Annotated in this window: 8 protein-coding genes; 7 read left to right on the top strand and 1 reads right to left on the bottom strand. The window is 66.7% G+C overall.

What is annotated here, in order from left to right:
- Positions 1-5: 5 nt before the first annotated feature.
- Positions 6-851, bottom strand: coding sequence for an MBL fold metallo-hydrolase (locus tag ACN9MY_RS23860; protein ID WP_426163360.1), 846 nt, complete (start codon positions 849-851; stop codon positions 6-8).
- 101 nt (positions 852-952) lie between these two features.
- On the opposite strand from ACN9MY_RS23860, the gene ACN9MY_RS23855 reads away from it, so the two are divergent.
- The 7 genes from ACN9MY_RS23855 (at position 953) to ACN9MY_RS23825 (ending at position 14,979) form a co-directional block, all read left to right on the top strand.
- Positions 953-2,557 carry a GAF and HD-GYP domain-containing protein gene (locus ACN9MY_RS23855; RefSeq protein ID WP_426318814.1) on the top strand — a complete coding sequence of 535 codons (1,605 nt, stop codon included), beginning with the start codon at positions 953-955 and terminating at the stop codon, positions 2,555-2,557.
- Entirely contained in the window at positions 2,557-4,812 is a 2,256-nt protein-coding gene (locus ACN9MY_RS23850; RefSeq protein ID WP_426337660.1) for a CHASE2 domain-containing protein, read from the top strand. Before ACN9MY_RS23855 ends, ACN9MY_RS23850 begins: the two co-directional genes overlap by 1 nt.
- Before the next feature lie 127 nt (positions 4,813-4,939).
- The gene (locus ACN9MY_RS23845; protein ID WP_426163356.1) at positions 4,940-5,557 is read left to right on the top strand and encodes a hypothetical protein; all 618 of its coding nucleotides are present in this window, start codon (positions 4,940-4,942) and stop codon (positions 5,555-5,557) included.
- A 135-nt stretch (positions 5,558-5,692) separates the two neighbouring features.
- Positions 5,693-7,273, top strand: coding sequence for a ShlB/FhaC/HecB family hemolysin secretion/activation protein (locus ACN9MY_RS23840; RefSeq protein ID WP_426318813.1), 1,581 nt, complete (start codon positions 5,693-5,695; stop codon positions 7,271-7,273).
- A 10-nt stretch (positions 7,274-7,283) separates the two neighbouring features.
- Complete coding sequence (locus tag ACN9MY_RS23835; RefSeq protein ID WP_426336227.1) at positions 7,284-12,005, top strand: filamentous hemagglutinin N-terminal domain-containing protein; 4,722 nt, start codon at positions 7,284-7,286, stop codon at positions 12,003-12,005.
- A gap of 4 nt (positions 12,006-12,009) precedes the next feature.
- A complete protein-coding gene (locus ACN9MY_RS23830) occupies positions 12,010-12,711 on the top strand; it encodes a FecR family protein (RefSeq protein ID WP_426336226.1) in 702 nt (233 codons plus the stop codon).
- An 84-nt stretch (positions 12,712-12,795) separates the two neighbouring features.
- Positions 12,796-14,979 carry a heavy metal translocating P-type ATPase gene (locus ACN9MY_RS23825; protein WP_426163348.1) on the top strand — a complete coding sequence of 728 codons (2,184 nt, stop codon included), beginning with the start codon at positions 12,796-12,798 and terminating at the stop codon, positions 14,977-14,979.
- The last annotated feature ends 1 nt before the right edge of the window (position 14,980 follow it).

Below are 14,980 nucleotides of genomic sequence, written 5' to 3'. Positions count from 1 at the left end.
CGGGCTCAAAGGTTGACTTCCAGTCCCTCGTAGGCGAGGAACACTTGCAGGCCGTCCAGTTGCCCGGCGTGGCGCGCCATGGCGTCGGCGAAAACGGCTTCCAACTCGTCGTCGCTGCGGGTCGGTTCGTGGTGGGTGCAGTACAGGCGGCGCACGCCGCAGCGCAGGGCCAGCGCCAGGGCGCTGTCGAAAGTGCCGTGGCCCCAGCCTACTTTGGACGGATATTCCTCGCGCGTGTAGGAGCAGTCGGCAATCAGCGCATCGACGCCCTGCACCATGGCATCGATGGCGGCTACGTGTTCGGCGCTGCCGGGCGGCTCGTGGTCGCCGGTGAAGAACAGCGACTTGCCGTTGCACTCGATGCGGTAGCCAAGGTCCGTCACCGGGTGGTTCATCAGCGCGTGGCGCACGCGGGCATCGCCTACCTCGACCGCATCGCCCGGCTCCAGCGTGCGGTACTCGATGGTTGCGCCCATCTGCGCTTCGCCGACCGGGAAGTAGCTGTACTGCAGCTGGACCCCCATCACGTGCTCGATGCCCTTGCCGCTGGCCGGGTCGCCGGCGCCGTGCAGGCGCACCCGGCTGTCTTTCAGGAACAAGGGAGAGAAGAAGGGCAGTCCGTGGATGTGGTCCCAGTGGCTATGGCTGATGAACAGGTTGGCTTCGATCGGGCGCCTGGCATCGGCCAGCAGGGATTGCGCCAGCGGAAACAGGCCGGTGCCGGCGTCCAGCACGATCAGGGTGCCGTCGTCGCTGCGTACTTCAATGCAAGTGGTGTTGCCGCCGTAGCGCACCGTACGAGGCCCGGGCGCCGGGATGGAGCCGCGCACGCCCCAGAACTTGAATTTCATCACGGGTCCCATGGTCGAATTGACAAGGGGATGATAGCGTTTTTTTGCCCGGCATCGGCAGTTTCTTGTGTGCGCCGGCGCGGCAGGGATACACTTGCCTCATGGAAGACTTGACCCCGACCCAGATAGCGGCTCGGCTGGAGCAGCTGACCGAACTGAGCGTCGCCCTTGGCGACGGGCAGGATACCGGCGTGCTGCTCGAGCGCATCCTGCTGGCGGCCAAGCACCTGACCCATGCCGACGGCGGCACCCTGTACCGTCCCGACGCCAGCCGCAGCAAGCTGCATTTCCATATCACCGTCAACGACACGCTGGGCCTGCACCTGGGCGGCAGCAGCGGCGCTGCCATCGATATCGCGCCAGTGCCGTTGGTCGATGCGCAGGGAGCGCCCAAGCTCGATTCGGTGGCGGCCTACGCCGCCAACCAGGGTTGCGCGGTGAATATCGACGATGTCTACCAGGCCAGCGAATTCAATTTTTCCGGCATGCGCCAGTTCGACCAGCGCTTTGCCTACCGCACCCGCTCGATCCTGACGGTGCCGATGCGCAATCATGAAGGCCAGTTGCTGGGCGTGCTGCAACTGGTCAACGCGCGCAACGCCGACGGCGTGTTCAGCGCCACCGACCAGCGCTTCATCGAGGCGCTGGCGGCGCAGGCGGCCGTAGCGCTGACCAAGCAACAATTGGTGGCCCAGCTGGAGCAACTGCTGGAAGCACTGGTCAACCTGATCAACATCGGCATCGACGAAAAGTCGCCGTACACCGGGCGCCATTGCCAGCTGGTGCCGGTATTGACCATGATGCTGGCCGACGCCGCGCACGCCGCCGATAGCGGCCCGCTGGCCGGCTTCCGCCTGTCCGAGGGCGAGCGCAAGCAGCTTTGGCTGGCCGGCCTGCTGCACGATTGCGGCAAGATCACGACCCCGGTGCACGTGGTGGACAAGGCCACCAAGCTGCAAACCATTTACGACCGCATCGGCCTGCTCGACACCCGCTTTGAGGTGCTGCTGCGCGACGCAGAACTGCGTGCGCTGCGCGCCGAGCTGGCCGGCGGCGAGCGCTCTGCGTTGCAGGCGGCGCTGGCGGCGGAGCAGGCCGGCTTGCGCGCCGAACGGGACTTCCTGCGCCTTGCCAATATCGGCGGAGAGGGCATGGCGCCGCAGGAGCAGCAGCGCGTGCGTGAGATCGCGCAGCGGCGCTGGATGGGGCCGGACGGACAGGAGCATGCCCTGCTCAGCGAAGACGAGGTGGAAAACCTGACCATCCGCTTCGGCACCCTGACCGAAGCCGAGCGCAAGGTGATCAACAACCACATCGTGGTCACGGTGCGCATGCTGGAATCGCTGCCCTGGCCGCACCACCTGCAGCAGGTGCCGGAATATGCGGGCGGCCACCACGAACGGATGGACGGCAAGGGCTATCCGCGCGGGCTGGTGCGCGAGCAGATGTCGGTGCCGGCGCGGGTGATGGCGATCGCCGATATTTTCGAGGCGCTGACCGCGCGCGACCGGCCCTACAAGAAAGGCAAGATGCTGTCCGAATCGCTGGAGATCCTCGGCAAGTTCAGCCTGAACGGGCATATCGATCCCGACCTGTTCGACATCTTCATCCGCCGCAAGGTTTACCTGGAATTTGCAAGGCAATACATGGACCCGCGCCAGGTTGACGCGGTCGATGAAACGCGCATCCCAGGGTACCGCCCGTGATGCGCAAGCTGTTGCAGCGCTACGGCGCGCGCTGGCTGCTGGGGCTACTGCTCACGGCGCTGGCGGTGCTGCAACTGGTGCAGGTGCTGCCGTCGGAATCGCTGGCGCGCATGGACAGCTTCTTTGCCGGGCTGCGCATGCGGCTGGAAAAGCCTGAACTGGACCCGCGCATCGTGATCGTCGATATCGACGAGCGCAGCCTGGCCGAAGTGGGGCGCTTTCCCTGGAGCCGCGACAAGATCGCGCGCCTGGTCGAACAATTGACCGGTCCTTATCAGGCGGCAGCGGTGGGCTTTGATATTTCCTTCCCTGAGCCCGATACCAGTTCCGGCTATGGCGTGCTGGAGCAGCTGGCGCAAGGTGAATTGCACGCGGTGCCGGGGCTGGCGCGCGCACTGGCGGGCTTGCAGCCGCAGCTCGATTACGACGGCCGGCTGGCGGCAGCCATGCGCGGCCAGCCGGTGGTGCTGGGCTACAGCCTGTCGGGCAGCCAGCGCAAGGGCGTGCTGCCGGCGCCGGCTTTCACGGTCGAGAGCCTGAACGGGCGTACGCTGGATGCTTACACGGCCCAGGGCTACGAAGCCAATATCGCGCGGCTGCAGGAGGCGGCGCAGGGCGCCGGCATCTTCACCGCTCTGGTCGACAGCGACGGCCTGGTGCGCTCCTCGGCGCTGCTGCAGCGCATCGGCGACGGCTATTACCCGACCTTGGCGCTGGCCACGGTGTCGGCCGCACTGGGCGGGCGCGCCATTGCGCCGCTGTGGCAGGGCACGGTCGATACGCTCAGTGCCGCCGAGCGCCAGGCCGGCGGCCTGGATGCCATCGCCCTGTTCCACCGCGAAGGACAATTGCGCATCCCGGTCGGGGAGGCCCTGGCCAACACCGTGCAATTCCGCGGGCGCGGCGGGCCGGCCGGCGGCGCCTTCCGCTATGTGCCGGCAGCCGACGTGCTGGCCGGGCGCGCCAGGCCGGACCTGCTGGCCGGGGCCATCGTGCTGGTCGGGACCAGCGCACCGGGCTTGAACGACTTGCGCGCAACGCCGGTGAATGCCGAGTACCCGGGGGTGGAAATCCATGCCAACCTGGTCAAGTCGATCCTGGATGACAGTTTCAAGCAGCGGCCCGACGTGGCCACCCAGATCGAAGTCCTGCAAGCCCTGGTGCTGGGCGGGCTGCTGGCGCTGGCCTTGCCGGTGCTGGCGCCGGCCTGGGGCATCCTGCTGTCGCTGGCGGCGCTGGCCGGGACGGTGGCGCTGAACTTCCTGCTGTACCGCCGCTACGACGCCGTGCTCAATATGGCCACCTTGCTGCTGCTGGGGATCGGGCTGTTCGTGCTGAACCTGGCTTGGGGCTATTTCTTCGAGGTGCGCCGCGGGCGTGCCCTGGTGTCGCGCTTTGGCGAATATGTCGCGCCGGAACTGGTGGCGGAAATGGCGGAAAACCCGGCGGCCTACAGCATGGAAGGGGCCAGCCGCGAACTGAGCGTGATGTTCGTCGACGTGCGCGGCTTCACCACTATTGCCGAGAGCCTGTCGCCGCAGGAACTGCGCGAATACATCAACCGCTACCTGACGGCCATGTCGGAAGAGATCCGCGACCGCCACCGCGGCACCCTCGACAAATATATTGGCGATGCGGTGATGGCGTTCTGGGGGGCGCCGCTGGCTTGCGCCGACCACGCCGCGCGGGCGGTGGCAACGGCCCTCGAGATGCAGGCCAGCGCCCGGCGCCTGAGCGTGGAATTCGAGCAGCGCGGCTGGCCGGCGTTGCGCATCGGCATCGGCATCAATACCGGGCCGATGCACGTGGGCGACATGGGGTCGCGCATCCGCCGCGCCTATACGGTGATGGGCGATGCGGTCAACCTGGCATCGCGGCTGGAGGGCATCACCAAGGTGTACGGGGCGGGAATTGTCGTCGGCGCCGCAACGCGTGCGGCGGCGCCCGGATTCGCCTGGCGCGAACTGGACCTGGTGCGGGTGAAGGGCAAGCTGGAGCCTGTGGCCATCTTCGAGCCGCTCGGGCTGGAAGGCGGGCAGGGCGCCGCGGTGCGCGCCGAACTGGAACGTTGGCATGAAGTGCTGGCCCTGGTGCGCGCCCAGCAGTGGCAGGCGGCCCACGACGCGCTGGCGCCGCTGGCTGCGGCAGCCCCGCATGCCACCTTGTATTCCCTCTACCTTGAACGCATCGCGCACTACCGCTTGCAGCCGCCCGGACCAGGCTGGGATGGCGTCACAAATTTCGACAGCAAATAAGCAACACTCAACTGTGCGTGCGCACCGCCAGGCGTACAATGAGGCTGTGGTTAAGGCCTTTATGTCCTAAACTGAAGGTAACAAGAGTTGCTCGTTTGCCAGGCAATTGCATGCCGGGAGAACCATCATGAAGCCTTGCCTTGTGTCGATCCTGGCCCTGGCCGCCTGCACCGGTGCGCTGGCCGCACCGCCCAGCACCGAACGCGACCGCGACCGCAACGCGCCTGCCTTTGATTTCTCCGCCACCAGCTATCCGCAGTCGAATTTGCCCGGCCTGCCTGGCAGCATGCCGACCATGCGCCTGGCTGCTTCGCTGACCCAGGCGCTGCCGCGCGACTTCCTGGTGCGAGCCAGCGTCAACACCCAGTACAGCCCCGGCGACGTCGCGCTGCTGGACAGCCTGGCGCCGGCGCCGATGACCGCGCTGCGCCTGATGGCAAACCGGGACACCATCCGCGATGGCGGCCTGGGCAGCAATGTCGAACTGTATTCCCCGGACCTGTGCCTGGGCGCCGGACGCCATTGCCGCGCACTGCTGTATTACGACCGCAATGCGCTGCGCTACAACCGGGCGTCGAACGGCCAGCTGCGCAGCCGCAACGTGGGCAGCGCCGGCATCGGCGTACGCATGAAACTGGACAGGCATTCCAGCATGCAGCTGGACCTGGGGCGGGTGGTGCGTTCCGACATCATGCCTGACGATGCGCGCAGCCGCGTGACGCTGCGCTACGGCTATGCATGGTGAGCTGGCGCCAGCCTGTCCATTTGCGAAAAAACATCAGTCCCCCGCGTTCCGACTTCCTCGCCATTTGCAAGCAGCGATTTTCGCGCCGCAACGCGCGACAATGGCTGCTGCCCACCTTTACCCTGAACAGAAAATATGAAACGACGCCTCGCGTTCCTGTTTGCTGTCACCCTTTGCACTGCGGCTTCTTCTGCTCCCGCGCCTGATCCTGTCCCCGACCCCGGCATCGTTCGATTCGATATCGAGCGGTACGATGTGCGCGGCAATACACTGCTGCCGCCGGAGCAGGTGGCGCGCGTGCTGGCGCCATTCACCGGCCGCGGGCGCGATTTCGGCGATGTGCAACAGGCGCTGGAAGCCCTGACTGCCGCCTACCATGCTGCCGGTTACGCGCTGGTCGCGGTTACGCTGCCCGAGCAGGAACTGGCGCGCGGCGTGGTGCGGCTGGACGTGGTTCAGACGCGCATCGGCCAGGTCCGGGTGCACGGCCAGCGTTATGTCGACGAGGCCAATGTGCGGCGTGCGCTGCCGCCGTTGCGCGAAGGCCAGGTACCGGATATGGAGGCGATCTCGGCGGCATTGAAGCTGGCCAACGAGCATCCGGCGCGCCAGGTCACCATGAAGCTGCAAAGCGGGGGGCGCGATGACGAAGTGGACGCCATGCTGGAAGTCGCCGACGAGCGGCCATGGAAGGTTTTGCTGAATGCCGACAATAGCGGTACGGAGCAGACCGGCCGCGCGCGCATCGGCGTGGGGCTGCAGCATGCCAACCTATTCGGGCTCGACCATGTGGCCAGCCTGCAGTACACCACTTCGGCGGAAGAGCCGGGGCGGGTCAAGGTCTATGGCCTGGGCTACCACATTCCGCTGTATCAGCTGGGCGATACGCTGGACCTGTACGCCAGCTATTCGAATGTCGACTCGGGCACCGTGGGCGTGGGCGCCTTCAATGTGGCGGTAAGCGGGCAGGGCACGGTGTTCGGCCTGCGCTACAGCCGCTACCTGGCGCGCAGGCCCGGTTACGAAGGGCGGCTATTGTTCGGTGCCGAGTCGAAGGCCTTCCGCAACAGCGTGGTGCTGCTGGGACAGGAGCTGGGCAACGACGTGACTGTGCGCCCGCTCAGCGTTGGCTACCTGGGCAACTGGAGTTCAGCGCAGGGCGACAGCGGCCTGTCGCTGACCCTGCTGCGCAATGTGCCAGGCGGCAAGCGCGGCGGCCAGGACGACTTCAACCGGGCACGCGCCGGGGCGCCCGACGATTACACCATCGTGCGGCTGGGCGCCAGCGTCAGCCGCCTGCTGCCGCAGGACTGGCAATGGCGTGCCATCTTCAATGGCCAGTACAGCGCTGACGCCCTGGTGCCGGGCGAACAATTCGGCGCCGGGGGCGCGGCTTCGGTGCGCGGCCTGCCCGAGCGCGAAATTGCCAACGACAAGGGGGCAGGCGTCAACCTGGAACTGTACACACCCAACTTGTGCGGCGAGCGCTGGCAATGCCGGTTGCTGGCCTTCCACGACCGTGCCCACGTGCGGCGCAACGATGCGTTGCCGGGCGAGCTGACGTCAGCCAGCGTGGCCAGCACGGGGCTCGGCCTGCGCCTGCTGCTGGGCAGCCAGGCCAACCTGCAACTCGATTATGGCCATGTGGTACAAGGCGGCCCCACCGGGCGCGACGGCAGCAGCAGGCTGCACCTGCGCATCGGTCTTGCTTATTGAGGACATCATCATGAAGCACAGCAAGCACAGCACGTTGCAGCGCAAGCTGCTGGGCCTGGCGATTGCCGCCTGTTTCGGCAGCGCGCAAGCCAATCCAGTGGCGCCCAGGGTGGTGGCGGGCCAAGCCAGCTTCAGCCAGCAGGGCAATGTCTTCACCGTGGCCAATGCGCCGAACACCATCATCAACTGGCAAAGCTTCTCGATCGGCGCCGACGAGGTGACGCGTTTCCTGCAGCAGGGCGCCGATAGCAAGGTGCTGAACCGGATCAGCGGACAGGATCCCAGCCGCATCCTGGGCAGTCTGCAGTCGAACGGCCAGGTCTACCTGCTCAACCCGAACGGCGTGTTGTTCGGGCAGGGCGCGCGCATCGACGTGCAAGGGCTGGTGGCGTCGAGCCTGGCCTTGTCCGATGCTGATTTCCTTGCCGGGCGCATGCGTTTCACGGGTGCTGCGGGCGCCGGCAAGGTGGAGAACCAGGGCCAGATCGCCACGCCGCATGGTGGGCAGGTCTACCTGGTGGCGCCGCAGGTGGAGAACAGCGGCATCATCCAGTCGCCGGGAGGGGCGGTCATGCTGGCCGCTGGCCATAGCGTGCAACTGGTGGATAGCGCCAACCCGGCGCTGCAGGTGGTGGTATCGGCGCCTGCCGACCAGGCGCTGAACCTGGGCCAGTTGGTGGCGCAAGGTGGCCGTGTCGGCATCTTCGGCGCGCTGGTCAAGCAGCGCGGCACCGTCAGCGCCGACAGCGCCGTGCGTGGCGCGCAGGGCCAGGTGCTGCTGCGCGCCAGCGGCAGCACGATGCTGGAAGGCGGCAGCCGCACCACGGCGCGCGGCGGCGAAATTGCCATACTGGGGCAGCAAGTCGGCCTGACGGGCGATGCGCGGGTCGATGCCAGCGGCGAGGAAGGCGGCGGCAGCGTGCTGGTCGGCGGTGATTACCGTGGCGCCAACCCGCAGGTGCCGAATGCACGCCAGGTCTACGTGGGCAGGGATGCGGTGCTGGCGGCCGACGCCGGCAGCAGCGGAAGGGGCGGCAAGGTGGTGGTCTGGGCCGACGAGACCGCGCGCGTGCATGGCAGCATTTCCGCCCGCGGCGGCAGGCAAGGCGGCGACGGCGGGCTGGTGGAAACATCGGCGCGCCAGCTGGAGCTGGGCGGCCTGCGTGTCGACGCCGGCGCCGTGCAGGGGCGGCTTGGCCAGTGGCTGCTCGATCCCTATGATATCGAAGTGAAGGTGGTGCCAGGCGTGCCTGCCACCCTGACCGACGTGGCGAATTTCAACGCGGGCAATCCCAGCGGCGTCACCGAACTGGCCACAGCCTTGCTGAATGGCGCGACTGCCGACGTCACCTTGCAGGCCAAACATGACATCACCTTTGTTGATCCGGTTGCCATTGCCGCCCCGGGCGTCGGCCTGCTGGCCCAGGCCGGCAACCATATCATGGTCAAGGGCCGGCTGGCGACCAATGGCGGCATGCTGCGCTTGCAGGCAAACGACCCGGCATCGGGCACGGCCAGCGGCAGCGGCGCCGTCAAGCTGACGGCGGGCCTTGAGACCGGCATGGGCGCCATCGAATTGAGCGGTGCTGAAATCGACGTCGGCCCGGGTGTCCTGGTGGCGGGGCAGGAGCAGCGCTGGAAAGCCGACAGCATGCGCATCGCCAGCGGTGCCCAGGTGCAAGCGGCCAACAGCGTGTCGTTAAATCCGTACAGCCTGACCACGGCCATCAAGGTGGGCGAGGCGAGCGACGGTACGCCTGGCGTGCTGGCGCTGGACGGTGCGGAGCTTTCCGCCATCAATACGCAAAACCTGAATATCGGCTTCGGCCAGCATTACGGCACACTCAGCATTGATGGCTTGCTGGACCTGGCAGCCAGCAATGCCGGCAATGCGATGCTGACCCTGGCCAGCAACGCCATTGCGGTCAACGGTGCGCTGAAGCCGCGCTCCGGCGTTTCCCTGCAAACCAGCGGCGCCCTTGCAGGCAACGGTTCCATCACAGCGCCGGTCCTGCTGGTTAACGCAGGGTCGGTGGCGCTGACGGGCCCCAACCAGGTGATGGGGCTTGCCGCGATGGCGACGGGCGACATCAGCTTCAATAACGTGGGCAACCTGAACCTCACGTATGGGAATGGCCTGACCGGGGTGCAGACGTCCGGCAACCTGAGCCTCAAGGCTAGCAGCCTGAACCAAGAGTACGGCATGCCTTTGCGTGCCGCCAGCCTGACCCTGGACGGGAGCGGGCAGGTCAACCTGTCCGGCGGCAACAACCAGGTCAACATCCTGCGCGCCCAGGGCGTTGGCAACCTGAATTACTTCGACAGCGGTTCGCTCGAGGTCCAGGCGGTGAGCCAGGCAGATAGTGCCAGCACTGGCGGTTTTGGCAACCTGCACGTGGCAGCCCTCGGCACCCTGGTAGTCAGCGGTGCGGTGAATGGCAATGGCAAGCCGGTGCAACTGGAAGGCGGCTCGCTGCGGCTGGCGCCTACCGCAATGGTCAGCGGTGGGCCGATGCTGTTGCGCGCCAATAACGGCAGCCTGGCCAGCGAAGTTGGTGCGCAGGTGAATGCCACCGACGTCGGCCTGGAGGCGAACGCCATGAGCCTGGCGGGCCAGACCAGCGCTAGCAACAGCATCCGCGTTTCCAGCCTGGGCGGCGGGACCATCACCGTGGGAGGCACGCCCACATCGGATAGCGGCGGGCTGGTGGTGGGCAATGCCGACCTGGGCCGGTTGTCGGCGCCCAACCTGCTGGTCGGCGGCGGCTTCCTCGATCCGAACGGCAATCCGGTCCCCAATGCCAGCCATATCACGGCCAATCAATTGGACCTGTCCGGCTCCAGCCTGCTCAAGTCGCTTGTACTGCAGACCGGCGGCAATGTCGACCTGATCGGGTCAGTCAAGCTGCCGGCGGGCGCAGGCCTGGGGGCAGAGGCGGGCGGTACCTTGAGCAATACTGCCATGGTCAGCGCCCAGAGCATCAAGCTGCGCGGCGGCTCCGTGGTGCTGAGCGGGGCTGCCGGCACTGGCATGGCAGCCGAGATGATCGGGATTGACAGTGCCGGCACCGTCGAACTTGGCGGCGACCGGCCAAGCGGCACGCCCAACACGCACCTGAGCGGCGCCGGCCTGGCGTCGCTGAAGACGCCGCGCCTGTTCATCACCGCTGCCAGCGGCATGAAAGTTGGCGGGGCGGTCAGCTTGCCCGGCAGGGAACTGGAACTGGAGGCGCGTTCCGGCTCGCTCCAGGTGGCAGCGCCGTTGCAGGCGGACGTGGTGCACCTGAATGCCGATGCCATGGATTTCACGGCCGATGTGACGGCCAGCCTGGCCTCGCTGACGCCGGCCACGCCCGGCTACAGCATCACCATCGGCGCCGCCTGCGGCACGGCTTGTTTGTCGCTGACCCAGTTGAACAGGATCGCCGCCGGTACCTTGGGTATTGGCAATCGCGACGACGGCAGCGATGCGCCCATCCCCGGGACCAAGCCTGGCACCGCGACCAGCGGCACCGGCGCGGATAGCGGCACAGGGGGGCACCCGGGTTGGGGCGCCGGCGCCATCCAAATCGGCGGCGCCGCCAACCTGAATGCGCTGACCATGCGCCTGGGCCTGATTACCACCGCCGGCATTACGCAGGATACCGCCAATGCGGCAGCGGCCCTGAAGGTACAGGAACTTGGCATCGATGCCGGAGCCGGCGTCCAGCTGGACCACAGTGGCAACCAGGTGGCCCGCCTGGCCGCGGTGGTCAGCAGCGGCAACCTTGACTTCCGCAGCAACCAGGCGCTCTCGGTGGTGCGCCTGCAGGGCGGCAATAGTGCCGGGGGCAGCGGCTACGACATCAATGGCATCCAGGTTGCCGGCACGGCGACGCTGCGTTCCGATGGCGCCCTGGCCACGGACGGCGCGGCGATCCGGGCCAGCAAGCTGGTGGCGAAAGCGGGCGCCAATATCGGGACCGCGGCGGCAGCGCTGCAGACCTTTGTCGCGGAGCTGGATGCGGAAAGCACTGCCACCAGCGGCGCGGCGCCGATCTACATCAGCAATAATGCCGGCAAACCGGCCCCGCTTTCGCTGTTGCAGCTGAAACTCGCTTCCGGCAACAGCGGCGAGATCGTACTCGACAACTACGGCGCGCTGACCTTGGCGTCCGGCGGGGGCGTGAGCAGCGACACCGGCAATATCCGGCTGACGGCACATAGCCCGCTCAGCATTTTCGGCAGCGTGCTGTCCAATTCCGGTGACATCCTGCTGGAAGCGGCGGGCACAGGCAGCGATGCCGACGACCTGACAATTGCCAGCGGCGCTCTGGTGAAAAGTAACACGGGCAATGTCAAGCTGGCTGCCGGTTCAGACGTCAACTATGTGGCTGGAACGGTGCAGGCGCCGGGCGGCAGTATCGGCGTCAATGGCACCATCGTGACGCCGCCCGTGCAGCCGCCGACTTCGGTCGATCAATGCCAGTTGGACCCCAGCCTGCCCGGCTGCCAGCTCGTGCTGCCGCCCACCGAAGCGCAACCCACCAACCCCGTGCAGCAAGCGATCAGCCAGACCATCCAGGTCATCAATAGTACCGCCGCAGCGCCGGGCGAGGTGTCGGTAGCCGTTTCGCCGGACGAAGGCAAAGACAAACAGGCGAAGAAGGGCGATAAAGGCGACAAGCTGGCCCAGGACAAAACCACCGGAGCGAAAAAGAATGAACCCGCTACAAAAATGTACTGCAACTAAGGGGTTGCTGCTGGCGTTACTGTGGCTGCTGTCCGCGCTGGCGCTGGCGGCGCCGGTAGCGGGGACCGTGGTCCAGTTGAGCGGTCCGCTGATGGCCCGCAAGACCGATGGCACGGTGAAGGTGCTTGCCATCAAATCCGAGGTCGAGAATGGCGATACGCTGGTGACCGAGAAAAATACCTATGCCTTGCTGCGTTTTATTGACAATAGTGAAATTACGCTGCGGCCAGGCAGCACGCTGACGATCGAGAATTTCAGCTTCGACAGCGGCAAGCAGGATGCTGACCGGGCGCAGTTCAACCTCGTCAAAGGGGGCTTGCGGGCGGCATCGGGCCTGCTGGGCAAGCGCAGCAGGGAGAAATTTGAGCTGAAAACGCCGGCGGCCACCATCGGCATCCGCGGTACGCTGTTCGTGGCGGAAATCGTGCCGGTGGCGGGCAAGTTGCCGGGGGCGGAAACGGTGCGGGCGCCGGGACTGTATGTGCAGGTGCTGGATGGCATGGTCCACCTGAACAACCCTGCGGGAACCCAGGTTTTCAATGCCGGCCAGTTCGGCTTTACGCCGAACATGACGCTGCCGCCCGTGATAGTACCGCAAAATCCGGGCATGCAGTTCAACCCGCCGCCCGTCTTTAGCAGCCAGACGGCAGGCCCGCGTGCTGTCGATAACCGGGCGCAACGCGCCGTCGACTGCGAAGTGCGCTGACGATGGTCCGTGCAAAATAGCGCTTGACCTTCCCATCGTGGGATACTTGATACTGGTCGCCAGAACATAGGCGAGGAGTATCCCATGAGTCAGTTCCAGCAAACCGTCCGTATTGAGGGCATGAGTTGCGCATCCTGCGTGCGCCGCGTCGAAAAGGCGCTGGCGACCGTGCCGGGCGTGGCGCATGCCGCCGTCAACCTGGCCACCGAGACCGCGCGCGTCGATTCCGATTCGCCGGTGGCCTTTTCCGCCCTGCAGCAGGCCATCGGCAAGGCTGGCTATGCCGCCAGCGAGCTGGCGGCGCCGGCTGCCGATTCCGCGCCGCGCATACCCGAAGGCGTGGCCGTGATCCTGTCCGCCGCACTGTCGCTGCCGCTGGTGGTGCCGATGGTCGCCGAATGGCTTGGCGTGCACCTGATGATGCCGGCGTGGCTGCAATGGCTGCTGGCGACGCCGGTGCAATTCGTGTTCGGCGCGCGCTTCTATCGCGCCGGCTGGAAGGCTGTGAAAGCGCGCGCGGGCAATATGGACCTGCTGGTGGCGCTCGGCACTTCCGCGGCGTATGGCCTGAGTGTGTACCTGGCGCTGGCGCGAGGGCAGGGCATGCATCTCTATTTCGAAGCGTCGGCAGTGGTGTTGACACTGGTCTTGCTGGGCAAGTGGCTGGAAGCGCGGGCCAAGAGGCAAACCGCTTCCGCCATCCGCGCGCTGCAGGACTTGCGGCCGGTGACGGCGCGCGTGCGGCGCGAGGGCGGATCGGACGCCGACCTGCCGATCGACCAGGTGCGGGTGGGCGATATCGTGGTGATCCGCGCCGGCGAGCGGGTGGCGGTGGACGGCGAGGTGATGGATGGCGCCAGCCACGTTGACGAATCCCTGATTACCGGCGAAAGCCTGCCAGTTGCCAAGCACGTTGGCGACCGCGTGACCGGTGGCGCAATCAATGGCGAAGGCTTGCTGCTGGTGCGCACAAGCGCGACAGGGGCCGAGACCATGCTGTCGCGGATCATCCGCCTGGTGGAAGATGCGCAGTCAGCCAAGGCGCCGGTGCAGAAGCTGGTCGATAAGGTTGCCGCGGTGTTCGTTCCTGTGGTGCTGGTGCTGGCGCTGTTGACGCTTGCGGGCTGGTGGCTGGCCACGGGCGATGTCGAGCAGGCCGTGCTCAATGCGGTGGTGGTGATGGTGATTGCCTGCCCCTGTGCGCTTGGCCTGGCCACGCCGGCAGCCATCATGGCCGGTACCGGCGTCGCGGCGCGGCACGGCATCCTGATCAAGGACGCGGAGGCACTGGAAATGGCGCGCCAGGTCGATACCGTGGTGTTCGACAAGACCGGCACGCTCACGCAAGGCAAACCGGTGCTGGCGCAATTGCTGCCGCATGGCGTGCCTGCCGGCCGTGCACTGCAGCTTTCGGCGGCGATCCAGCGCGGCAGCGAACATGCGCTGGCACGCGCCGTCCTCGACGCGGAAGCCGCACCGGGCGGGGACGTGCTGGCGCCGCTGACGGCAAGCGCAGTGACGACTTTGGCGGGGCGGGGCCTGGCTGCGCAGGTCGATGGCCTCGACCTTCTGCTTGGCAGCGGACGCCTGATGGCGGAGCGCGGCGTCGAACTGGCGCCTCTGCAGCTGCAAGCCGTCGAACTGGAAGCGCAGGGGCACACGATTTCCTGGCTGGCCGAAGCCGGCGCGGGAAGGGGCAAGCTGCTTGGCCTGCTCGCCTTCGCCGACCAGCCCAAGCAACATGCGCGCGCCGCGGTGGAGCGCCTGCACGCACGCGGCATCGCGACGGTGATGCTGACCGGCGACAACCAGGGCAGCGCGCAAGCGGTAGCGCAGGCGATCGGCATTGGCAGCGTGGAAGCCAACCTCCTGCCGGCCGACAAAACCACGGCCATTGCGCGGCTCAAGGCCGAGGGAAGGCGCGTTGCCATGGTCGGCGACGGCATCAACGACGCGCCGGCGCTGGCTGCGGCGCACGTCGGCATCGCGATGGCCACCGGCACCGACGTTGCCATGAACGCTGCCGGCATCACGCTGATGCGCGGCGAGCCGCTGCTGGTGGCCGACGCCATCGACATCTCGCACCGCACCTTCAGCAAGATCCGCCAAAACCTGTTCTGGGCCTTCATCTACAATGTGGCAGGGATTCCGCTGGCGGCCCTCGGCATGCTGAATCCCCTGCTGGCCGGCGCCGCGATGGCATTCAGCTCGGTCAGCGTGATCAGCAATGCCTTGCTGCTGCGCCGCTGGCAGCCTTCGAAGGAGTAAG

The organism is Pseudoduganella sp. R-31 (genome assembly GCF_049913235.1).
Classification (GTDB): Bacteria; Pseudomonadota; Gammaproteobacteria; order Burkholderiales; family Burkholderiaceae_D; genus Rugamonas.
Note: the sequence above shows the minus strand (reverse complement) of the source record. Positions and strands in the feature narration are given on the sequence as shown.

Coding starts and splice junctions, on each gene's coding strand:
- ACN9MY_RS23840 (WP_426318813.1), top strand. CDS start 5,693: ATGAAACGACGCCTCGCGTTCCTGTTTGCTGTCACCCTTTGCACTGCG.
- ACN9MY_RS23860 (WP_426163360.1), bottom strand. CDS start 851: ATGAAATTCAAGTTCTGGGGCGTGCGCGGCTCCATCCCGGCGCCCGGG.
- ACN9MY_RS23835 (WP_426336227.1), top strand. CDS start 7,284: ATGAAGCACAGCAAGCACAGCACGTTGCAGCGCAAGCTGCTGGGCCTG.
- ACN9MY_RS23855 (WP_426318814.1), top strand. CDS start 953: ATGGAAGACTTGACCCCGACCCAGATAGCGGCTCGGCTGGAGCAGCTG.
- ACN9MY_RS23845 (WP_426163356.1), top strand. CDS start 4,940: ATGAAGCCTTGCCTTGTGTCGATCCTGGCCCTGGCCGCCTGCACCGGT.
- ACN9MY_RS23825 (WP_426163348.1), top strand. CDS start 12,796: ATGAGTCAGTTCCAGCAAACCGTCCGTATTGAGGGCATGAGTTGCGCA.
- ACN9MY_RS23850 (WP_426337660.1), top strand. CDS start 2,557: ATGCGCAAGCTGTTGCAGCGCTACGGCGCGCGCTGGCTGCTGGGGCTA.